This window comes from Promicromonospora sp. NPDC050880 (genome assembly GCF_044456525.1).
GTDB lineage: Bacteria > Actinomycetota > Actinomycetes > Actinomycetales > Cellulomonadaceae > Promicromonospora.
Genome location: NZ_JBITFV010000007.1, coordinates 208,863 through 230,257, shown reverse-complemented (window position 1 = coordinate 230,257; position 21,395 = coordinate 208,863). Strand labels below are relative to the sequence as shown.

The following is a 21,395-nucleotide window of genomic DNA, read 5'->3' as shown; positions in this document are numbered from 1 at the left end:
CAAGTCAGCCGTGCCAAGTCAGCCGTGCCAAGTCAGCCGTGCCAAGTCAGCCGTGCCAAGTCAGCCGTGCCAAGTCAGCCGTGCCAAGTCAGCCGTGCCAAGTCAGCCGTGCCAAGTCAGCCGTGCCAAGTCAGCCGTGCCAAGTCAGCCGCGCCAGATGGGGCGCAGCTGACTGGGGCACGCCAGGTCTGGCACGCCGGGTCTGGCACGCCGGGTCTGGCACGCCAGGTCAGGCACGCCAGATCAGCCGTGCCAGGTCTGGCACGCCAGGTCTGGCACCCCAGGTCAGCCGCGCCAAGTCCGGCACGCCAGATCAGGCATCCCAGATCAGCCACCCCAGGCCAGCCACCCCAGATCAGCCGCGCAGCGACGCCATCCAAGCCTCGACCGCATCAGGGTCGCGGGGGAGCGCCGCCGAGAGGTTCTCGTTGCCGTCGGCGGTGATCAGCACGTCGTCCTCGATGCGCACGCCGATGCCGCGGAACTCCTCGGGCACGGCCAGGTCGTCGGCCTTGAAGTACAGGCCCGGCTCGATGGTGAACACCATGCCCGGCTCCAGCACGCCGTCGAGGTACAGCTCGCGGCGTGCCTGCGCGCAGTCGTGCACGTCGAGGCCCAGGTGGTGCGAGGTGCCGTGCACCATCCAGCGGCGGTGCTGCTGGCCGTCGTCGCCCAGGGCGTCGGCGGCGGTGACGCCGTCGGGCAGGAAGCCCCACTCCTCCAGGCGGGCCGCGATGACCTCCATCGCCGCCGCGTGCACGTCGCGGAACTTCGTGCCCGGCTTCGCGACGGCGAACGCGGCGTCGGCCGCGTCCAGCACGGCCTGGTAGATCTTCCGCTGCACCTCGGTGTACTCGCCGTCGACCGGCAGGGAGCGCGTGATGTCGGCGGTGTACAGCGAGTCCACCTCGACGCCGCCGTCGAGCAGCAGCACGTCACCCGAGCGGACCTCGCCGTCGTTCCGGATCCAGTGCAGCGTGGTGGCGTGCTCGCCCGAGGCCGCGATGGTCTCGTAGCCCACCGCGTTCCCCTCCAGGCGGGCGTGCCCGTCGAAGGTGGTCTCGACCACGCGCTCCCCGCGCCGGTGCGCCACCGCGCGCGGCAGGGCGCGGACCACGGCCTCGAACCCCTCGATGGTGCGCGCGACGGCCTCGCGCATCTGCGCGATCTCGTACTCGTCCTTGATCAGGCGCAGCTCGGAGGTGGCCTCCACGAGGGCCTCGTCGGTCAGGGCGTCCTCGTCCTCCCCCGCCTCCAGGCGCAGCTCCTCGACGAGCGCCTCGACGGCGTCGTCCGCGCCGGTCACGACGAGCAGCCGCACGCCGCCGTCGCCGACGTCCTTGGCCAGCGCGTCGCCCAGCTCGTCGATGTGCCGGGCCTCGATGCCCGTCAGCGCCTCGACGTCGGCCAGGGAGGGCCGGGCCCCGACCCAGAACTCGCCGTAGCGGGCGTCGGCGTAGAACTCCTCGTTGTCGCGGGGCGCGAGCGGGCGCACGTACAGCACGGCGTGGTGGCCGGACCCGTCGTCCCCCGCGCCGTCCTCGACCGGGTGGAGCACCAGGACGGCGTCCGGCTCCTGGTCGGTGCCCAGGCCCGTGAGGTGCGCGAACGCCGAGTGCGGGCGGAACCGGTAGTCGGTGTCGTTGGAGCGGGTCTTGAGCGAACCCGCGGGGATCACCAGGCGGACGCCCGGCAGCCGCTCCGAGAGAGCGGCGCGGCGCGCGCCGGTGTAGGCCTCGGCGGCCGACGGCGTGAGGCCGAGCTCGGCACGCGGGGCCCACTGCGACATCACGAAGTTCTTGAACGCGGTCGAGGCGGGACGGTGCGAACGGTTGGACCCGCGGTCGGCGGTTCCCTGCTCGTCGGTCTGCGACGTGGTGGTGGGCTCGCTCATACGCCCAGTGTTTCACGCACCCCGCGCGAAGTCGGACAGTGCCCGGGTGAGCACCCGGTTGAACGCCGCCGGAGCCTCGGTGTTGACGTCGTGCCCCGCGCCGGGGATGACGACGAGCGCGCCGTCGCGGGCCGCGGCGAGGTGACGCTGCTCGCCGATGCGCATGGCGTCGCGCGCGCCGTTGACGAACCAGACAGGCACCCGCGCGGCCCGCACGTTGGCGACCGAGGAGAGCCCGGCGAGGTGGGTCAGTGAGTCGGTGACGACGTCCCAGGTGGGGCGGTACATCTCGGCGGTCTGGCGGGGCGCGATCTCGACCTGGCGCAGATCGGCGCCGCCCGGGGCGCTGCGGGGTGCGCGGAACGGCAGGCGGAACGTGGGCACCGACAGCCGCGCCCGGTGCACGCTCGGGTGCACCACGCGACCGGTCAGCCGACGGCCGAGGTAGGCGGCGCCGGCCACGGTCTTCGCGACGTCCCGGTAGAGCCGCACGGGCTTGCCCCGCGGGTCGGAGGTGCAGCCGGCGGCGAGCACGCCCACCAGGCGGTCGGTGGTGTGCGGGCGGGCAGCCCAGGCGAGCGACGTGTAGCCGCCGAGCGACAGCCCCACCACGGCGACGGGACCCGGGAGCGACTCGACGGCGTCGTCCAGCGCCTCGAAGGCGCCGGCCAGGGTGAACCGGTCGTGCCGGCGCGTGCCGTGCGCGGGCAGGTCGACGGCGACGGCCTGGTGACCGGCCTCCTGCAGGTGCTCGACCTGGCTCTCCCAGATCGCGCCGGAGCTGCGCATGCCGTGCACGAAGACGACGCTCGTGGGGGCAGGCTGCGGGTTCTGGATGCTGCTGTTCATCCCTTCGATGATGACCGGCGCTCGCGGGCGCCCGGCGTACGACGGCGGAACAGCCCGTGAACGTGCTGTGTGGGCTTGACGGCGCGCCCCGAGCGGCGTGCGGTACGGCCCGGGGGTGCCGCACCTCACGCCGCTCGGGGCGCTCAGGAGGCCGGGGCATCTCTACCCTGGTGGAGTGATCGACCTCCACACGCACTCCACGGCGTCCGACGGCACCGACTCGCCAGCGCGCCTGGTCGAGGTCGCCGCGCAGGCCGGCATCACGACGCTCGCCATCACGGACCACGACACCACGGCCGGCTGGGCGGAGGCCGCCGAGGCGGCGGGCCGCGTCGGCGTCGGGCTGGTCCGGGGCGCCGAGATCTCCGCGATCGCCGCCACCCGGGGCTGGGGCACGGGCGTGCACCTGCTGGCCTACCTGCACGACCCCACGCACCCCGACCTGCTGGCCGAGACCGAGCGCACCCGGGACGACCGCGAGTCGCGTGCCCGCCGCATGGTGGACCTGCTCGGCGAGGACTACCCGATCACCTGGGAGGACCTGCTGGCCCAGACGCAGCCCGGCACCACGCTCGGACGCCCGCACATCGCGGACGCCCTGGTGGCGGCCGGTGCGGTCCGCGACCGCGACGAGGCGTTCGCGACCATCCTGCGGCCCGGCACCCGGTACTACGTGGGCCACTACGCGCCCGACGCCGTGGCCGCCGTCCGCGCGGTCCGGGCCGCCGGCGGCGTGCCGGTCTTCGCCCACCCGGGGGCCGACGCCCGGGGCCGCGTCGTGCCCGACTCCACGATCGAGGAGCTGGCCGCGGCGGGTCTCGCGGGGCTGGAGGTGGACCACCGCGACCACACCCCGGACACGCGGCGGCGCCTGCGTGACGTCGCCGAGTCCCTGGGGCTGCTGGTCACGGGGTCGAGCGACTTCCACGGCGCGGGCAAGCAGAACCGCATCGGGGAGAACACGACGGCGCCCGACGTGCTCGACGCGATCGTCGAGCAGGGAGCACTCGAGGTGCTGCGGTGAGCTGGTTCGACGTCGCGCTGTTCACCGAGGTGTTCGTGACGCTGTTCGTCATCATGGACCCGCCGGGCACGGTGCCCGTGTTCCTGGCGCTGACGTCGCGGATGACGGCGCACGACCGGCGCCGCGCGGCGCGTACCGCGATCCTCGTCGCGTTCGGCGTGATCGTGGTGTTCGCGCTGTTCGGGCAGCTTCTCCTGGAGCACATGGGGATCTCGCTGGCGGCGCTCCAGGCATCGGGCGGTCTGCTCCTGCTCCTGGTCGCCCTGGAGCTGCTGATGGGCAAGATGGACGCCGGCGAGTCCGAGCCGGGCGGTCCCGCCCGGAACGTGGCCCTCGTGCCGCTCGCCACGCCGCTGCTGGCCGGGCCGGGCACGATCGTGGCCACCATGGTCTTCGTGCAGCAGGGTGTGCACGCGGGCGAGTCGCGGATCGGGCACTACGCGTCGATCGGTATCGGCATCGTCGCGGTGTGCATCTGCACGTGGGCGGCGATGCGGTTCGCGGGCGTGGTGCACCGGGTGCTCAAGGACTCCGGCGTCACGCTGGTGACCCGCATCGCGGGCGTGCTGCTCGCCGCGATCGCCACGCAGATGATCGCCAACGGCGTCATCGAGTTCGTCCGCACGGTCTGACGGCACGGTCCGACGGCACCGTCTGACGGCGCCGTCTGACGGCACGGGGCTGACCGCGCGCCCGGTCCGGGTCAGACGTCCAGGGTCTCCAGGAAGACCGGGACCGGCTCGGAGGGCGTGAGGCTCTCGGCCTGCCGCACCTTCTTCTTCATCGGCAGCACGTAGCCGCCGTCGCGGTCGCTGGGGAAGACCGACGTGGTCCACGTGGTGCTCCCGACGGTGACGCGCACCCGGATGGAGCCGAACCCGCGCGGCGGCAGGGGCAGGTCGGCCAGCTCGTCGGACTGCTCGGGCGGCACGGTCACGAACCACCAGGCGTCGGTCCTGGCCTGCCACTGCCACAGGGGTGCGGTGAACTCGATCTGCACGCCCCGAGTGTGGCAGACGAGCGGGGAGCACGAGAGCCGGGTCCCCACGTCGGCGACGTGGGCACCCGGCTCTCGTGCGCGCTGGGCTCGGCCGGCCGGTCTCAGGTGACCGGCCTCAGCCGGCCGGTGGCTCAGTCGGTGGTCGCCTGGCCGCCGTCGGTGGCCGGCCGGCCACCGCGGGTGCGGCGGCGCGTCCGGGTCCGACGCCGACGCTGGCCGCCGTCGCCCCCGCCGTCACCCGCGTGCTCGCCGCCGTGCCCGGCGGGAGCACCGCCGGGCTGGGCTCCGCCGTCCGACGCGGCGCCGCCGTCGGACCGGGAGGACGAGCGCGACGCGCCGCCCTGCCGGCCGCCGGAACGGTGCCCTCCGGAGCGTCCGCCACCTGAACGCCCGCCGGAGCGGGACCCGCCGTTGCGCTTCCCGGTCTCGCCGAGATCCTCCAGCTCCTCGGCGTCGAGCCCGGCCAGGTGCTGCGCGGAACGCGGCAGCCGGCCCTTGGTGCCCTCGGGGATGCTGAGGTCGGAGTACAGGTGCGGCGACGTGGAGTAGGTCTCGACCGGCTCCGGGAAGCCGACCTCGAGCGCCTTGTCGATGAGCGACCAGCGCGGCACGTCGTCCCAGTCCACGAAGGTGACCGCGGTGCCGGTGTTGCCTGCGCGGCCGGTGCGGCCGACGCGGTGCAGGTAGGTGCGCTCGTCCTCGGGGCACTGGTAGTTGACCACGTGCGTGACGTCCTCGACGTCGATGCCGCGGGCGGCGACGTCGGTGGCGACGAGCACGTCGATCTTGCTGTTGCGGAAGGCGCGCAGGGCCTGCTCGCGGGCGCCCTGGCCGAGGTCGCCGTGGATGGCGCCGGCCGCGAACCCACGGCTCTGCAGCTCCTCCGCGACCTTCGCGGCGGTGCGCTTGGTGCGCGCGAACACGATGGTGCGGCCGCGGCCCTCGGCCTGCAGCAGGCGGGCCAGCACCTCGACCTTGTCCAGGGCGTGCGCCCGGTACACGACCTGCTTGATGTTCTTGACGGTCGCACCCTCGTCGTCCGGCTCGGCGGCGCGGATGTGCGTGGGCTGCTTCATGTAGCGGCGGGCCATCGAGACGACGGCGCCCGGCATGGTGGCGCTGAACAGCATGGTGTGCCGCTGCGCGGGGGTGCGGGCGAGGATCTTCTCGACGTCGGGCAGGAAGCCCAGGTCGAGCATCTCGTCGGCCTCGTCGAGCACGACGGTCGCGGCCCGCAGCAGCGTGAGGTGGCCCTGGTTGAGCAGGTCGATCATGCGGCCCGGGGTGCCCACCACGACGTCGACGCCGGACTTCAGCGCCTCGATCTGCGGCTCGTAGGCGCGGCCGCCGTAGACCTGCACGATGCGCACGTTGCGCCGGGCGGACGCCGTGCCCAGGTCGTTCGCGACCTGCACGGCGAGCTCACGGGTGGGAACCACGACGACGGCCTGCGGCTTGCCGGGGGCCACGAGCTGGTCGTAGCCCTCCTCGCCGGGGGCGACGACGCGGTGCAGCAGCGGTACGCCGAAGCCGAGCGTCTTGCCGGTTCCGGTCTTGGCCTGGCCGATGATGTCGTGCCCGCTCATGGCGACGGGCAGCGTCATGGCCTGGATGGGGAAGGGGTGGGTGATGCCCGAGTCCTTGAGCGCCTCGACGATCTCGGGGCGGACGCCGAAGTCCGCGAACGTCACGTTCTGCGCCTGGATGGCGGACGGGCTGGAGTAGTCGGGACCCGAGCCGATGGTCGGCTCGGGGGTCACGGTGGCCGCGTTCGCGGCCGGGGTGTCTGTGGTAGTCACTGGCGCCTTCATCTCTCGCGGCGCGGTGGGCCCTCATGGCCCGGCGATCGCGCCTTCGTGCGGCAGCCGATCGTGGAAATCATCGCGCGCCAGGGCCCAGGGCCCCGGCTGCGCGTCCTGTCGGGGCGGCCTCGGGTGAGGCCGGAGCACAGGCTCGGGGGTCGGAACGTGACGACCGGGCAACCGATGTACGCCAATCATGGTACGCGCACGATGTTTCCGCGTGGTTAGCGAAACGCGTCCAGGGACCCGGTTAGTAACGAACGCCACGTGGCGGACGGCGCATTCGGGCGCAATCCGCCACGTGCCGACGGGTCAGACCGCGCCGAAGCCGACCTTGCGCTGCTCCTCGGAGCCGATCTCGACGTAGCCGATGGCGCTGCCGGGGATGATCACGCGGCGGCCGCGGGAGTCGGTGAGCTCGAGCGGGCCACCGGACAGGGCCTTCTTGACCGCGGTCGCGACGGCGTCGGCGGTCTCCTCCGTCTCGACCGTGACCTCGCGCGGGAGGTTCTGCACACCGATGGTGACGTCCACGTTTACTCCAGTTCGGTCGGGGATTGCGCCGTGTGCCCGGGGGTCCGGGGACCCGGCCACACGATCCTAGTCACGGCGGGCGGCCGTCGGCCCGCGGTTTCGCCGTGAGCCGATCGGCCCTGTGCGCGCGGGAGACCTCGCGGGCGAGACCTCACGGGCGAGACCTGTGGACGAAGCCATGGGCGGGCGGCCCGGTGCGTGGCACCATGGTCGGCGTGAGCGGTCCGACCTCCCCCCGCCGCGCGATGGTGACGCTCGGCCTGTGCCTCGCGCTCGGGCTCGGCGCGGGCGTGGTGGTCACGATGTCCACGGAGCCGGACGCCTCCGCCGCCGCCGTCGCCGGTGCGGTCGAGGACAGCCTCGGCGACGGTGCGGCCGACGTGGTCCGGGACGCCTACGAGGCGGCCCGGTCGGGCGACCGCGTCTCGCCCCCTGCGCCGGCGGCACAGGCGGCACCGGCGCGGCTCCCGACCCCGGACCCCGCCGAGGTGGCGAGCTCGCCCACGCCCTCCGGCACCGTCGCGTCGCCACGGGCCGCGACGTCCGCTCCGGGGCCGGGCAAGCAGGCGCCGCCGTCGCCCGGTCCAGTCCCGAGCCCGACCGCCGACCGGTCCCCGGCGCCGGACCCCGGCTCCGGGCTGGTCGGTACGCGGACCGTCGTCGAGGAGAAGCTCTCGGGCCGGCTGGTCGTGGCGCGCGGGTCCCGCCCCGCGCCCGCCGAGGGCAGGAGCAAGGGCAAGGTCTGGCGCGTCCAGGTCGCCGTGGAGCGGGGCCTGCCGGTGGACCGTGAGGTCTTCGCCGAGGCGGTGCTGGCCACCCTGAACGACCCGCGCGGCTGGAACGGCGCGGACGGCTCGGCCTTCGCCCGGACCGACTCCGACCGGTACGACGTGCGCGTGGTGCTCGCGAGCCCGGGCACCACCGACGAGCTGTGCCTCCCGCTGGACACGATCGGCGAGCTCTCCTGCGGCATCGAGGAGACGGCCGTGCTCAACTTCAAGCGCTGGGCCACGGGGTCGAAGGCCTGGGGGAGCGTCGTCCGCTACCGGCAGTACCTCGTGAACCACGAGGTCGGGCACGTGATCGGCTACCACCATGATCTCTGCGCGGGCGAGGGGGAGCACGCGACCGTGATGGTGCAGCAGACCACGACGACCAGCGGCTGCGTTCCCGAGCCGTGGCCCGCCCCGGACGCGCGCTGAGCCGCCGGGCACGAGCCCACGTGCGGAACGAATCGGGCATTCCTGACGTGTCCGCGCGGGGGCGCGGGGAGTGTCAGTGGGTCGTGGTTCGATCGTCCGCGTGACACCGACCCCCACCCTCGCACCTCGTCTGGCGCCGCCCGGGACCGTTCCCGGCGGCGCCGGTCCCGTGCGCCTCGACGAGAGCCAGTCGGCCGCCGTCGAGACCGCGCTCGCCCACCGCGCGACGTTGGTGCTGGGGGCGCCCGGCTCGGGCAAGACCACGATCGCCTGCGAGGTCGCCGTGCGTGCCCTCGCCGGTGGCACGAGCCCGGAGCGGGTGCTGGTCCTCGCGGCGTCGCGGCGCGCCGCTGCCCGGCTGCGCGACGAGGTGGCGGCACGGGCCGGGCGCACGGTCGGTGCGCCGATGGTCCGCACGGCGTCGTCGGCGGCGTTCGCCGTGCTCCACAAGCGGGCAGCGGCGCTGGAGCTGCCCGCCCCCACGCTGGTGTCGGGTCCTGAGCAGGACCTGGTGCTCGCCGAGCTGCTCGCGGGGCACGTGGCGGGCGAGGGCCGGCCGCTCTCGCTCCCGGCCGGCCTGCCGGAGGAGTCGCTCGGCCTGCGGGGCCTGCGCCAGGAGCTGCGCGACCTGCTCATGCGCGCGGCCGAGCGCGGTCTCGGCCCGGTCGAGCTCGACGAGATGGGCCGGGCGAACGAACGCCCCGAGTGGGTCATGGCCGCGCAGCTCTACGAGGAGTACCTCGACACGATGGCGCTGCGGCTCGCGACGCCCGACGCGGGGCCGCGCTACGACCCGGCGGTCGTGATCGACGAGGCCGCGCAGGCCCTGCGCTCCTGGGCGGAGGACGTGCCGGGGGTGGCCCGCCCCGCGTGGGACCTCGTCGTGGTGGACGACTACCAGGAGGCCACGGCCGCGACGGTCCGGCTCCTGCGGGTGCTGAGCGACGACGGCGCCCGTCTCGTGCTGCTGTCCGACCCTGACGCGGCGGTCCAGACCTTCCGTGGCGCCGCACCCGGGCTCACCGGCCGCGCCGCCGCCCCCGCCGGCCCCGGGCGGGCCTTCGGCGCGTTCGACGCCGAGACGGCGGTGCTCGGCACGGTCTGGCGGCAGGACGCCGGGCTGCGCGCGGTGACCCGCGCCGTGACCGACCGGATCCCCGTCTCCGCGAGCGCGCTCCACCGGCGGGCCGGCGGCCGCCCCGAGACCGAGAGCGAGACGAAGGCCGAGAACGAGAACGCAACCGGCGCCGTTGATCCCGTCCAGGTGGCCGTGCTCGCGGGTGCGGCCCAGGAGGCCGCCTGGATCGCGCGCGAGCTGCGGGCCGAGCACCTGCTGCGCGGCACCCCCTGGGACCGGATGGCGGTGATCGCCCGTAGCGGCACGCGACTGGGGGCGCTCCGGCGGGAGCTCGTGTCGGCGTCGGTGCCGGTCGCGCTTCTCGGGTCGGACCTCCCGCTGCGGGACGAGCCCGCCGTGGCACCGCTCCTGGCGGCCGTGCGGACCTGCGCCGGTGCACCCCGGGGGAGCCTGGAGGCGCTGATCGCCGAAGAGCTCGACGGCTCCGCCCACGAGGTGCTCGACCCGGAGACGGCCGCGCTGCTGCTGGTCTCACCGCTCGGCGGGCTGGACGCGGTGGCACTGCGCCGGCTGCGCCGCGCGCTGCGGGCCGAGGAGCTGTCGGCGGGCGGCGGGCGGACGTCGGACGCGCTGCTCGTCGAGGTGCTCGCGGACCCGGCCCGGGCCGCGCTGCTGCCCGCGCAGGTTCGGCGCGGGCCGCTCGCCGTCGCCCGCGTGCTGGCGGCCGGCCGCGAGGCCGCCGCCGAGGCCGGCGCCACCGCGCAGACGGTGCTGTGGGCTGTCTGGGCCGCGTCCGGGCTGGCCGAGCGGTGGAGTGCCGCGGCGCTCGCGGGCGGGCCGGCGGGACTGCGGGCCGACCGTGACCTCGACGCCGTGCTCGCGCTCTTCCGCGCCGCCGAGACGTTCGTGGACCGCATGCCGGGCGCGCCGGTCGCCGCGTTCGTCGACTACCTGGCGTCCCAGGACCTTCCGGCGGACTCGCTGGCGGCCTCGGCCCAGGGAGCGGGTGCCGTGGAGGCGCTCACGCCCGCCGGCGCAGCCGGCCGTGAGTGGGACGTGGTGGTCGTGGCCGGTGTGCAGGACGGCGTGTGGCCGGACCTGCGCCTGCGGGACTCCCTCCTCGGCTCGCAGGCCCTGGTCGAGCTCGTCGCCGGCCGGTCGCAGGACGGCCGGGTGGTCGGGTCGGAGGCCCGGCGGCAGGTGCTGACCGACGAGCTGCGCGCCTTCGCGGTGGCGGTGTCCCGGGCTCGGCGCCGGCTCCTGGTCACGGCCGTGGAGGACACGGAGGAGGCACCCAGCGTCTTCTGCGACCTCGTCGCGCCGCGGAACGACGGCGGCGACGGACCCGACCCGCGCCGGGTACCGGTCGGGCCGCCGCTGGACCTGCGCGGTGTGGTGGCCGCGGCTCGCTCGGAGCTGGTGCGGTCGGCCGGGGGACGGGCGGCACGCGCCACGCCTGCCGCCGCGGCGACGTCGCCTGCCGAGTCCGCATCCGAGCCAGTCGAGCCCGAGCCCGAGCCCGAGCCAGCCGAGCCCGAGCAGGCACGCGTCGGGCGCACCGCCATCGAGCACCCCGCTGCGGCGCTCCTCGCGGACCTCGCCGCGGCGGGCGTCGCGGAGGCCGACCCGAGCACCTGGTACGGCGTGGCCGGGGTGTCGAGCGAGGTGCCGTTGTGGGGCGAGCGGGACACGGTGACGGTGTCGCCGTCGAAGGTCGAGACGGTGACCACGTGCGCCCTGCGCTGGGCGTTCGAGGCGGCGGGCGGTACCCGGCCGGACGCCACCCACCAGACCCTCGGCACCCTGCTGCACTCGATCGCCCAGAGCCACCCGAAGGGGTCGCTCACAGATCTGCGCAAGGAGCTGGAGCGGCGCTGGCCGGAGCTCGCCCTGCCCGACGGCTGGCCGTCGCTCCAGCTCCGCAAGCGGGCCGAGCGCATGGTGGAGCGCCTGGCGGACTACCTCGCCGACGCCGGCGAGCCGCTCCTGGTCGAGGCGGACTTCGACCTGCGGGTGGGCCGCGCGCGCCTGCGTGGTCAGGTGGACCGCGTCGAGGATGCGGGCGACGGCGCCGTCACGGTGGCCGACCTGAAGACCGGCAAGACCGCGGCCAGCAAGGACAAGGCAGCGGAGAACCCGCAGCTCGGCGCGTACCAGCTCGCGGTCGAGGAGGGTGCGCTCGACCTGCCGGAGGGCACGGTCAGCAAGGGCGCGAGCCTCGTCTACGTGGGGACCGAGACGGTCTCGGCGAGCGTCCGGAACCAGCCGGCCCTGGCGCCGGACGAGGACGGCGGCAGCTGGGCGCGGGACACCGTCGAGGGCGCCGCCGACACCATGGCCGCCGCGCGGTTCGCGGCACGGAACAACGACCTGTGCGAGGTGTGCGTGGTGCGACGCTCCTGCCCGCTGCAGCCCGAGGGACGGAACGTGGTCGAGTGAGCGAGCCTGAGATCCGGCTGTCGGCGCGTGCCATCGCACGCCTGCTCGGCCGCCACGAGCCCACCGACGAGCAGGTCCGTGTCATCGAGTCGCCGCTGGATCCCGCGCTGGTCGTCGCGGGTGCCGGGTCGGGCAAGACCGAGACCATGGCCGCGCGCGTGGTCTGGCTCATCGCCAACAGGCTGGTCCAGCCCGAGCAGGTGCTCGGCCTGACGTTCACGCGCAAGGCCGCGGGCGAGCTCACCCAGCGGGTGCAGACCCGGCTGGCGCAGCTCAACCGCGCGCTGGGCGAGGAGTCGGGCGAAGCCCTCGCCGGCCTGGACCTCGACCGGCCCACCGTCGCCACCTACAACGCCTACGCCGCGTCCCTCGTGGCCGACCACGGCCTCCGCCTCGGTGTCGAGCCCAGCGCCCGCCTGCTGGGCCAGGCGGAGCAGTGGCAGCTCGCCTCCCAGGTCGTCGAGTCCTGGGACGAGGACCTCGGCACCGACAAGGCCGTCAGCACGGTCACGGCGGCGGTCGTGGCGCTGTCCGGCGCCCTGGGCGAGCACCTCGTGGACCCGGCCGACGCGCGCGACCGGCTCACCGAGATGGCCGAGCACCTCGAGTCCGTCCCGCTCGGCCCGCGGCAGAAGAAGCGCACCAAGGACGTCGACAAGCTCATCGCGTCGGTCGCGGAGCGGGCCCGGTTCGTGGACCTCGTGGTCGAGTACCGGCGTCGCAAGCGCATCGCCGAGGCCCTCGACTTCGGCGACCAGGTCGCGTTCGCCGCCGAGCTCGCCCGGGACGTGCCCCTCGTGGGCGCCGCGGAGCGGGCCCGGTTCGAGGTGGTGCTGCTCGACGAGTACCAGGACACCTCCTACGCGCAGGTCGAGCTGCTGTCCGGGCTGTTCGGCGGCGGACACCCCGTGACCGCCGTCGGCGACCCGCACCAGTCCATCTACGGGTGGCGCGGTGCCTCGGCCGCGGGCCTGTCCCGCTTCCCCGACCGTTTCCGGCACCGCGACGGCGCACCCGCCGCCGTGCACTACCTCTCGACGTCGTGGCGGAACGACGCCGCGGTGCTCGCCGCGGCGAACGTCGTGTCCGGCCCGCTGCGCTCGCGCACGGGCGCGGGTGGGAACGTCGAGGTGCCGCCGCTGGACCTTCGTCCCGGTGCGGGCGACGGCGTGGTCTCCGCGCACGTGGCCGCCACGCTCGAGGAGGAGGCCGACGCGGTCGCCGAGTGGGTCGCCGCACGCTGGCGCTCCGGTGCGCACCCGGACGGGCGCTCGACGGCGGCGGTCCTGTGCCGGGCACGGGCCCAGTTCCCCGCCCTGGAGGTGGCCCTGCGCCGGCGCGGCCTCCCGGTGGAGGTCGTGGGCCTGGGCGGCCTGCTGTCCACGCCCGAGGTGGTCGACGTCGTCGCGCTGCTCCAGGCCGCGCACGACCCGTCCCGCGGTGACTCGCTGCTGCGTCTGCTCACGGGTCCGCGCCTGAACCTCGGCGCCGCCGACCTGCATGCCCTGGGCTCCTGGGCGGCCGACCTGGCCCGCCTGGACGACCCGCGCCGGGCGGCCGCGGAGACCAGGCCGGAAGACGTCCCGCCGGCCGCGACCGCCGGGACAGCCACCGCGACCAGCGCCGGGACACCCGCAGAGGCAGCCACCGACGCCCTGGACGAGGACCCCCGCGTGGTCGAGGGTGACGTCACCGACCATCGCTCGATCGTCGACGCGCTCGACGACCTGCCGCCGGAGGGCACGCCCGCCCGCGACGGCCGGGTGCTGTCCGCCGATGCCCACCGACGCCTGACGGCCCTGGCCCGGCTGCTGCGCGACCTCCGTGGCCTCACCTACCTGTCGCTGCCCGAGCTGGTGGTCCAGGCCGAACGTGCGCTGGGCCTCGACGTCGAGGCGGCCACGGCCCTCGCGCTCGCGGGCGCCGGGGTCGGGGGAGCGGTGAGCGACCGCGGCCGGGAGCACCTCGACGCGTTCCGGGACGTCGCCGCGTCGTTCGCGCAGTCCTCGGACACCGCGACGCTCGGCGCCTTCCTCGCGTGGCTCGGCGTTGCCGGGGAGCGCGAGCGCGGCCTGGACATGCCGGTCCACGAGCCGGACCCGGACGCGGTCCAGGTGATCACCGCGCACGCCGCCAAGGGCCTGGAGTGGGACTCGGTCGCCGTGGCGGGCCTCGCCGACGGCGCCTTCCCCACGTGGGACCGGGGCGCCCGGTCCGGGGAGACGTCGTCGGGCTGGCTGTCCGACCTCGGGGAGCTGCCCTACCACCTGCGCGGCGACGCCGACGACCTGCCGCGCTTCGACTGGGAGCACGTGTCCGACACCAAGGACCTGGTCGCGTTGCGTGACGAGTTCAAGGCTGAGTGCGGCGAGCACCGGATCGCGGAGGAACGCCGGCTGGCGTACGTCGCGTTCACCCGCGCCCGGCGCGAGCTCTTCCTCACGGCCTCGTGGTGGGGTACGGCGAGTCGGCCGCGCGGCCTCTCCCCGTTCCTCGCCGAGCTGGTCGACGCGGGCCAGGTCGCTGCCGACCTGTGGGCACCCATGCCGGAGCCGGACGCCGAGAACCCGCGCAACGCGGAGGAGATCACTGCGCTCTGGCCGGCCCCGGAGCACGCCGGCGCCGCTCCGGCGCAGCCGACGGCCCGCGACGTGCTGCGGGCCACGGCGGCGCTCGTGGACGATGCGGCGGAGGACCGCCTGGTGGCGCTCGCCGCCGCAGGGCTGCCGCCCGACGCGCTCACCGCACCGCGTGGCACCCTGGCGGACGCCGCCGGCCACGACCTGGTCGACCTCACCCGCATGCTGCTCGCCGAGCGCGACCGCCACGCGGACCGGGAGGTCGCGTTCCCCGCGCACGTGTCGGCCTCGGGGCTGGTCCGGCTCGCCGCGGACCGCGACGCGTTCGCGCTGCAGCTCCGCCGCCCGGTGCCGGTGCAGCCCACGGTGCACGCCCGCCGGGGCACCCGGTTCCACGAGTGGGTGGAGCAGTTCTTCACGTCCGCGACCCTGCTCGACGTCGACGACCTGCCGAGCGCCGAGGACGACGACCTGCCCGACGACACCGACCTCGACAAGCTGCGCGACACGTTCCTGGGGTCGGAGTGGGCGGCCCGCACGCCGGTGGCGGTCGAGGTCGACGTCGAGACCCCGGTGGCCGGCGTCATGCTGCGCTGCCGCATGGACGCCGTCTTCCGGGACCCGGCCGCTGGGCCCGACGCCGTGGTCGTCGTGGACTGGAAGACCGGCCGCGAACCGCTCGACGCCGCGGCGCGGGCGGCCCGCGAGGTGCAGCTCGCCGTCTACCGGCTGGCGTGGTCCCGCTGGACCGGGCTGCCGCTGGACCAGGTGAGCGCCGCGTTCTACTACGTGGGGTCGGACGCGACCGTCCGTCCGGACCGGCTGCTCGACGAGGCCGAGCTGGAGGCGCTGATCCGGGGCGCCTGACGCGCGTCGTCGCCCACGGGGGTGTCAGCCGCCCATCGGGCCGCCGAGCCACTCCTCGATGAGGGCACGGCCGATCGAGTTGCGGCCGTGCGGGCTCAGCCGGCCCTCGGCGAGCGCCGCGGTGAGCTCGGCGCGCGTGAACCAGTCGGCCTCGGCGATCTCGTCCTCCTGCCGGACCAGCTCGGTGGTGGTCGCGCGGGCGCGGAACCCCAGCATCAGCGACGCGGGGAACGGCCAGGGCTGGCTGCCGCGGTACTCGATCGACCCGGGGTCCACGACGACGCCGACCTCCTCCGCGGTCTCGCGGACCACCGCCTGCTCCAGGCTCTCGCCCGGCTCCACGAACCCGGCCAGCACCGACCGGCGGTCCGTGCCCCACTCGGGTCCGCGCGCGAGGAGGAGCCGGTCGTCGGCGTCGGTGATCGCCATGATCACCGCGGGGTCGGTGCGCGGGAAGTGGTGCGACCCGTCGGCCGGGCAGACCCGCACCCAGCCGGCCTGCGCCACGTCGGTGGGCGTGCCGCACAGCGGGCAGTGGGTGTGCGAGGCGTGCCACCGGGCGAGGGCGAACGCCTCGACCGCCAGCCCCTGTTCCAGGTCGGGCACGTCGAGCGTGCGCATCCCGGCCCAGTCGACGTCGAGCTCCGGCTCCGGGTCCGTCCCGGGCTCGGCCAGGACGGCCGCGAGGTAGGCGACGCCGTCGGCCTCCCCGAGGAACAGGTGGATGTGCGCGGTGAGGTGCGCGACGTCGGCCGACGGGAACAGCGCGACCCGCGACCCGGTCGTGGCCACCCGGTCGCCGCGCAGCACCAGCACCCGGGTGGCCGGCTCCTTGCGGAGGTCGTCGACGAGCCGGGGTTCCGCGCGCCGGTGGGCGGCGCGGTCGTGGGCGGCGCGGAGGAAGGGGAGATCGAGAGGGAGCACTGCACGACGGTAGCCGCCCGGCGGGGTGACCCGCCGGGCATCACGCGATACGGAGCCGCCACGAACCTTGTCTAGCAAGTCTTGTATTGCAAGTCTTGCTATGCAAGGTTACTGTGGGCCCATGACCGAGGAGCGCATCGCCACGAACCTCCGCAAGGGAGTGCTCGAGTACTGCGTGCTCGCGCTGCTCTCCCACGGCGAGAAGTACGGCCTCGAGCTGGCCGACGACCTCACCGGACGTGAGCTCATCGCGAGCGAGGGCAGCCTGTACCCGCTGCTCGCCCGCATGCGGGAGAACGGGCTCGTCGAGCCCCGATGGGACGCGTCCGGCACCGGCCGGCCCCGCCGCTACTACGCCATCACCGAGCACGGCACCGAACAGCTCGCCACCTTCGCCCGCGTCTGGGCGTCGCTCGGCGCGCAGGTCGACGCACTTCTGGAGGGATCACGATGACGGAGAGGACCATGATGAACGCGAACACCGAAGGCGCCTACCTGCGTGACGTGGGCAGACGCCTGCGCGCGCTCACCCCGGAGCAGCGCGGTGCCGTGCTCGACGACGTCCGCGCCCACTTCGCGGACGCCGCGGACGCCGGCAGGTCTCCCGAGCAGGCGGTGGAGAGCCTCGGCGACCCGGCGACGTTCACCGCGCGCGTGCGGGCCGAGCTGGGTCACGACGACGGCCGGGCCGACCGGATCCGCCGCGTGCTGCAGTGGACGGCGGTGGGGACGGCGGCGTTCACGGGGATGTTCGTGTCGTTCCTGTGGCCCGACGACTCCCTCCCGGGCCTCGACGCCCGGTACGACGAGCACGGCTTCGGGATCGTGCTGTGGAACCTGCTCCCGGCGGTGGTCGCCGCGGTCCCCGTCGCCGTCCCCGCGCGTGCGCGCACCGTGGTCACCGCCGTGGTCGCCCTCGTGCTGACGGTGCTGACCGGTACCGCCCAGACGGTCTTCGTCCCCACTGCGATGCTCGCGTGGGCGGCCCTCGTCGTTCCGGTCCTCGCGCGCACGGGCCGGCCTGCCGTCGGCTGGCGCGTCGTCGGCGGCGCCCTCGCGGGTCTGCCGGCGCTCCTCACCCTGGGCGGTGTCGTCGCCGGGAGCTTCGACACCGATGTGTGGACCGTGCTGGCGCTGGTCGCGATGCTGGCCCTCGGCGTGCTGATCGCCCTCGGCAAGGTCTGGGCCGGCGCCGTGCTGGCCGCGCTCGGTGTGGTGGCGATGGTCTGGGCCACCCTGAGCCCGGGCCTCCTCTTCCTGGGTGTGTGGTGGGGCGGTGGCCTGTTCCTCGCTCTCGGCCTGAGCCATGTCCTCGCGCACTCCGCTGCGCGCCCCTCGGCTCGCGGGTAGCCGCACCGGACCCGGTCCGGATCCGCGGCGGATCCGGACCGGATCCGCCGCGCAGCCCGGGGACACGCCCCCGACCTGGTCCCTGGCACCGCGGGCACTGCAATACGGTGTGCACGTGTCCCGCACGCCCCTCGCCCTCGCCGCCCTCTCGACCGCCGCCGTGCCCGGCCTCGACGCCCGGTCGGTGCGTGTCGGAGACCTCACGGGCGACTACGACGTCGCGGTCGTCACCGGTCAGGACGACCAGGAATGGGTGGTGCGCGCACCGCGCACCACCGTGGCCGGCGCAGCGCTGGAGGCGGAGATCGAGCTGCTCGACGCGCTCCGGCTGTACATCGACACCGGGGTCCTGCCGTTCGTCGTGCCGCAGGTCGCGGGCTACGCGCTCCTGCCGGAGGGCGGCCGGGCGGTGGTGCACCGGCGGATCATCGGCAGCACCCTCGACGTCGAGTCGCTGGAGCCGGGCCCGGGGCTTGCCGCGGACCTGGGCCGGGCCATCGCCGCGATCCACGAGCTGCCGACGTCGGTCGTGGAGACGTGCGGGCTGCCCAGCTACACCGCCTCCGAGTACCGGGAACGGCGGCTGACCGAGGTCGACGAGGCGGCACGGACGGGCCGTGTCCCGCCCACGCTGCTACGGCGCTGGGAGACGGCGCTGGAGGACGTGTCCCTCTGGAAGTTCCGGCCGGTCGTGTCGCACGGCGACCTCGCACCGGACCAGCTCCTCGTGGACCGGCAGCGGGTCGTGGCCGTGTCGGGCTGGTCGGAGGCGCGTGTCGCGGACCCCGCGGACGACCTGGCCTGGCTCATCGCGGCTGCGCCGATCGAAGCGGTCGACTCGATCATGGAGGCGTACCAGCTGCGCCGTACGGAGCTGAGCGACCCCCGGCTCGCGGAGCGGGCGATGCTCGTGGGCGAGCTCGCGCTCGCGCGCTGGCTCCTGCACGGCGTGCGGCACCGGCTGCCCGAGGTGGTCGAGGACGCGACCTCGATGCTGGAGGACCTGGACGAGGCGACCCTCGACCAGGGCTGAACGGCGCGACCGGACGGGTACCCGGAGGAGCGCGGGGAAGCGCCGGGTACCGGTCCGGCCGGCCGGGTCGTGGTCGGCCGGGTCGCGCAGGCCGGGTCGTGGTTGGCCGGCTCGCGCAGGCCGGGTCGTGGTCGGCGCGAGCCGTCAGCAGCCGTCAGCACCGGGGTCAGCACGGGGTCGGCACAGCGTCAGCACGGCCTCAGCGGCAGCTCGAACGCCGCCGGGCCCCCGGCGGCACCGCCCGGCAGGACGCCGCGCCAGTACGCCCGCCGCCGTCCGGTGTCCCCGCGGGGGTAGGAGAGGCCCGCCTCGCGGGCCGCCCGTTCGACGTCGCGCATCGTGGACGCGCGGCCCGCCGGGACCGGCACCCGCCGGACCGGCTCGTCGGCCGGGCGCGCGTGCACCTCGCAGCCGGCGAGGTCCGGGCTCGCGCCGTGCCACACGCGCACGACGGCGGCCGGGTCCGGCCCGCTGCCCGGCGGGACGTCTTCCGCGACGGTACGGACGGCCGCGGCGAGCTGTGCCGCCAGCGGCGACAGCCCCGGCCGGCGTGCCGCTGCCGGGACGAGCGAGTGCAGCACGGGGACGACGCCCTGCTCCTCGACGGTGCCGGTGATCTCGTCGGCCACGGCGTGGAGGCTGCCGGGCGCGTGGCCCATCGCCACGCCGCGCGCCGCCCAGACGAGCATGGGCAGGTCGTTGACCCCGTCGCCGACCGCCACGGTGCGCTCGGCGGGCACACCGAGGGCGTCGCGCACCCGGCCCAGGCCGAACGCCTTGTCGGTGCCGTGCGCGGTCACGTCGACCCAGTCGGCGCCCGCGGGCGTCACGGTCACGCCGGCCTCGCGCAGGTGCGTGACGTGGTCGGCGATCCGGTCGGCGTGGAGCACCACCCGCGCGCCGTGCTCGACGCGGAGTTGGCTGCCGGGGCTCAGGCTCTGCGGCCCGTTCAGCGCTCCCGGGGCGAACCGGCGGTTGACCCGCCAGCCGCGGCCGACCTCCTCGACGGCGACGAAGACGTCCGGGGCGAGCGCGACCGCCCGGCCGATCACGGGCCCGGTGGCGAACGTGCGCACCTCGACCACGTCGTAGCCCGACGGCGTCGCCGGGTCCAGCCGGACGGTCAGCGCGCCGTTCGAGCAGACCGCCCACCCGCGGGCCAGCCCGAGCCGGCGCGCGACGGACAGCATGCCCACGAGCGACCTGCCGGTCGCGAGCACCACGTGGTGCCCGCTCGCGCGGACCAGCTCCAGCGCGGCCACCGTCTCGGCCGGGATCCTGTCGTCCGGGCCGACCAGGGTCCCGTCGACGTCGAGCGCCACCAGGTGCGGCAGGACGCGGACGTCGTCCCGGCCCGGTGCCGGGACCGTCCTCGTGTCGCGCTCAGTTCCCATGCCCCTCGACCCTTCGCCCTGTGGTCCACCTCGTGGCACGACGGCTGCCGTGCGCCACGCACCAGCGTGACGATCGACGAATGCCCGAGTTGACACAGTTTGTGTCACATATTTTCTGAGGGCGGTATGGCCCTGTCGGACGCGCCCGACCTGGCCGTATGGTGTGATTTCGCCCGCTGTCCGGCTAGCAAGGGACGATGCGATGACCGACTACGACTCGATCGGCCCCCGGATCGCGCAGCAGCGCAAGGCGCGCGGCATCACCCAGGTCGCCCTGGCGCACGACGCCGGGGTGAGCGTGTCGCTGCTGCGCAAGCTGGAGCAGGGCTCCCGGATCGCCTCGCAGCCGGTGGTCGCCGCGCTCGCCCGGGCGCTCCACGTCGATGTCACGACCCTCACCGGCCAGCCCTACGACCGCGAGGGGCCGGACCCCGACCGCATCCACTCCGCGATGCCCGACCTGCGCCGCGCGCTGGCGTACTGGGACCTGCCGACGGACCTGGGCGTGACCCCGCGCGACCCGGCCGCGCTCGTGGACGACGCCGCCCGGATCGCCACCCTCTACCAGCTCGACCGCAACTCCGAGGTCGCGCACCGCCTGCCGGCCCTGCTGACCGAGACGTTCGCCGCACTGCAGGACAGCGAGGGGGAACGGCGCGACCTGCTGTGCGAGGCGTTGCTCGGCATGTTCTACGCCACCCACGCCGTCACCTACCAGTCCGGCTACGAGGACCTCTCCACCATCGTCGAGGACCGCATCGCCGGGATCGCGGCGGACTGGGGCGACCCGGTGGCGCAGGCGTTCGCGAGCTGGGTGCGCACCACGTCCCTGATGCGCCTGGGCGAGTACGACGTCGGCCTGCGCATCCTCGGGCAGGCGCTCGACGACGTCGACCCCGGACGGCGCGAGGACCCGGCGGCGCTGCGCGCGGTGGGGTCCCTCCACCTGCGGTCGGCCATCCTCGCTGCCCGGGCCAACCGGGCGGACGAGGCCGCGGCGCACGTCGCCGAGGCGGAGCAGGCCGCGGCGCACACCGGGCCGGACACCGACAACGACTGGCGCAACCTCGCCTTCGGGCGCACCAACGTGGCGATCCATGCGGTGGCGACCGCCGTCGAGTCGGGGGACGGCCCGCGGGCGCTCAAGCTCGCGGACGAGGTGCACTTCTCCGGCGACGTGCTGCGCCGGCTGCCGATCCGGGTCGGGCACCACCACATGGACGTCGCCCGGGCGCAGCTCTGGCAGGGACGGACCGACAGCGCGCTCGCGAGCCTGGAGAAGGCGCGGCGGCTCGCCCCGCAGCAGACACGCCGCCACCCCACCACGCGGGAGGTGACACGGACGCTCGTGCGGTCGCACCGGCGCGCCAACGAGCCCCTCGCGCGGTTCTCGGCGTGGCTCGGCCGGGACGCGGACCGCTAGCGG

At 75.1% G+C, this 21,395-nt stretch carries 16 protein-coding genes; 9 read left to right on the top strand and 7 right to left on the bottom strand.

What is annotated here, in order from left to right:
* Nucleotides 1–355 precede the first annotated feature (355 nt).
* Both ACIBBF_RS14595 and ACIBBF_RS14590 read right to left on the bottom strand, forming a co-directional pair.
* Nucleotides 356–1,894 carry an aminopeptidase P family protein gene (locus tag ACIBBF_RS14595; RefSeq protein WP_397414395.1) on the bottom strand — a complete coding sequence of 513 codons (1,539 nt, stop codon included), beginning with the start codon at nt 1,892–1,894 and terminating at the stop codon, nt 356–358.
* 12 nt (nt 1,895–1,906) lie between these two features.
* A complete protein-coding gene (locus tag ACIBBF_RS14590) occupies nt 1,907–2,743 on the bottom strand; it encodes an alpha/beta fold hydrolase (protein ID WP_397414393.1) in 837 nt (278 codons plus the stop codon).
* 175 nt (nt 2,744–2,918) lie between these two features.
* Here ACIBBF_RS14590 and ACIBBF_RS14585 point away from each other — a divergent pair, with 175 nt between their 5' ends.
* Together ACIBBF_RS14585 and ACIBBF_RS14580 are read left to right on the top strand one after the other, a co-directional pair.
* Entirely contained in the window at nt 2,919–3,767 is an 849-nt protein-coding gene (locus tag ACIBBF_RS14585; protein WP_397414391.1) for a PHP domain-containing protein, read from the top strand.
* Complete coding sequence (locus ACIBBF_RS14580) at nt 3,764–4,399, top strand: MarC family protein (RefSeq protein WP_397414388.1); 636 nt, start codon at nt 3,764–3,766, stop codon at nt 4,397–4,399. The genes ACIBBF_RS14585 and ACIBBF_RS14580 overlap by 4 nt, the downstream gene beginning before the upstream one ends.
* Before the next feature lie 71 nt (nt 4,400–4,470).
* Here the strand turns inward: ACIBBF_RS14580 and ACIBBF_RS14575 are convergent, their stop codons facing one another.
* The 3 genes from ACIBBF_RS14575 to ACIBBF_RS14565 all read right to left on the bottom strand — a co-directional run bounded on the left by ACIBBF_RS14575 (nt 4,471) and on the right by ACIBBF_RS14565 (nt 7,103).
* Nucleotides 4,471–4,767, bottom strand: coding sequence for a DUF1905 domain-containing protein (locus ACIBBF_RS14575; protein ID WP_397414385.1), 297 nt, complete (start codon nt 4,765–4,767; stop codon nt 4,471–4,473).
* A gap of 131 nt (nt 4,768–4,898) precedes the next feature.
* On the bottom strand, nt 4,899–6,566 hold the full coding sequence (locus tag ACIBBF_RS14570; RefSeq protein ID WP_397414382.1) for a DEAD/DEAH box helicase: 1,668 nt from the start codon (nt 6,564–6,566) through the stop codon (nt 4,899–4,901).
* A gap of 315 nt (nt 6,567–6,881) precedes the next feature.
* Nucleotides 6,882–7,103 carry a DUF3107 domain-containing protein gene (locus ACIBBF_RS14565; protein ID WP_397414380.1) on the bottom strand — a complete coding sequence of 74 codons (222 nt, stop codon included), beginning with the start codon at nt 7,101–7,103 and terminating at the stop codon, nt 6,882–6,884.
* A 215-nt stretch (nt 7,104–7,318) separates the two neighbouring features.
* Between ACIBBF_RS14565 and ACIBBF_RS14560 the strand changes: the two genes are divergently transcribed.
* From ACIBBF_RS14560 to ACIBBF_RS14550, 3 genes are all read left to right on the top strand, one after another.
* Entirely contained in the window at nt 7,319–8,305 is a 987-nt protein-coding gene (locus ACIBBF_RS14560) for a DUF3152 domain-containing protein (RefSeq protein WP_397414378.1), read from the top strand.
* A 100-nt stretch (nt 8,306–8,405) separates the two neighbouring features.
* On the top strand, nt 8,406–11,822 hold the full coding sequence (locus ACIBBF_RS14555; RefSeq protein WP_397414376.1) for a PD-(D/E)XK nuclease family protein: 3,417 nt from the start codon (nt 8,406–8,408) through the stop codon (nt 11,820–11,822).
* Complete coding sequence (locus ACIBBF_RS14550; protein ID WP_397414416.1) at nt 11,783–15,268, top strand: UvrD-helicase domain-containing protein; 3,486 nt, start codon at nt 11,783–11,785, stop codon at nt 15,266–15,268. The genes ACIBBF_RS14555 and ACIBBF_RS14550 overlap by 40 nt, the downstream gene beginning before the upstream one ends.
* A gap of 24 nt (nt 15,269–15,292) precedes the next feature.
* Here the strand turns inward: ACIBBF_RS14550 and nudC are convergent, their stop codons facing one another.
* A complete protein-coding gene (nudC, locus tag ACIBBF_RS14545; RefSeq protein WP_397414374.1) occupies nt 15,293–16,192 on the bottom strand; it encodes an NAD(+) diphosphatase in 900 nt (299 codons plus the stop codon).
* A gap of 121 nt (nt 16,193–16,313) precedes the next feature.
* Between nudC and ACIBBF_RS14540 the strand changes: the two genes are divergently transcribed.
* From ACIBBF_RS14540 to ACIBBF_RS14530, 3 genes are all read left to right on the top strand, one after another.
* The gene (locus tag ACIBBF_RS14540) at nt 16,314–16,646 is read left to right on the top strand and encodes a PadR family transcriptional regulator (RefSeq protein WP_397414372.1); all 333 of its coding nucleotides are present in this window, start codon (nt 16,314–16,316) and stop codon (nt 16,644–16,646) included.
* Nucleotides 16,643–17,542: an HAAS signaling domain-containing protein gene (locus ACIBBF_RS14535; protein WP_397414369.1), complete on the top strand. Its 900-nt coding sequence runs from the start codon at nt 16,643–16,645 to the stop codon at nt 17,540–17,542. The genes ACIBBF_RS14540 and ACIBBF_RS14535 overlap by 4 nt, the downstream gene beginning before the upstream one ends.
* Nucleotides 17,543–17,657: 115 nt before the next feature.
* A complete protein-coding gene (locus tag ACIBBF_RS14530; RefSeq protein ID WP_397414366.1) occupies nt 17,658–18,575 on the top strand; it encodes a macrolide 2'-phosphotransferase in 918 nt (305 codons plus the stop codon).
* A gap of 188 nt (nt 18,576–18,763) precedes the next feature.
* On the opposite strand, the gene ACIBBF_RS14525 is transcribed toward ACIBBF_RS14530, so the two are convergent.
* Complete coding sequence (locus ACIBBF_RS14525; protein WP_397414364.1) at nt 18,764–19,969, bottom strand: HAD family hydrolase; 1,206 nt, start codon at nt 19,967–19,969, stop codon at nt 18,764–18,766.
* Between the two features lie 202 nt (nt 19,970–20,171).
* On the opposite strand from ACIBBF_RS14525, the gene ACIBBF_RS14520 reads away from it, so the two are divergent.
* Entirely contained in the window at nt 20,172–21,392 is a 1,221-nt protein-coding gene (locus tag ACIBBF_RS14520) for a helix-turn-helix domain-containing protein (RefSeq protein ID WP_397414362.1), read from the top strand.
* Nucleotides 21,393–21,395: the final 3 nt, after the last annotated feature.

Excerpts from the sequence above, each read along its gene's own strand:
- ACIBBF_RS14590 (WP_397414393.1), bottom strand. The coding sequence starts at position 2,743 with ATGAACAGCAGCATCCAGAACCCGCAGCCTGCCCCCACGAGCGTCGTC.
- ACIBBF_RS14540 (WP_397414372.1), top strand. The coding sequence starts at position 16,314 with ATGACCGAGGAGCGCATCGCCACGAACCTCCGCAAGGGAGTGCTCGAG.
- ACIBBF_RS14535 (WP_397414369.1), top strand. The coding sequence starts at position 16,643 with ATGACGGAGAGGACCATGATGAACGCGAACACCGAAGGCGCCTACCTG.
- ACIBBF_RS14520 (WP_397414362.1), top strand. The coding sequence starts at position 20,172 with ATGACCGACTACGACTCGATCGGCCCCCGGATCGCGCAGCAGCGCAAG.
- ACIBBF_RS14525 (WP_397414364.1), bottom strand. The coding sequence starts at position 19,969 with ATGGGAACTGAGCGCGACACGAGGACGGTCCCGGCACCGGGCCGGGAC.
- ACIBBF_RS14595 (WP_397414395.1), bottom strand. The coding sequence starts at position 1,894 with ATGAGCGAGCCCACCACCACGTCGCAGACCGACGAGCAGGGAACCGCC.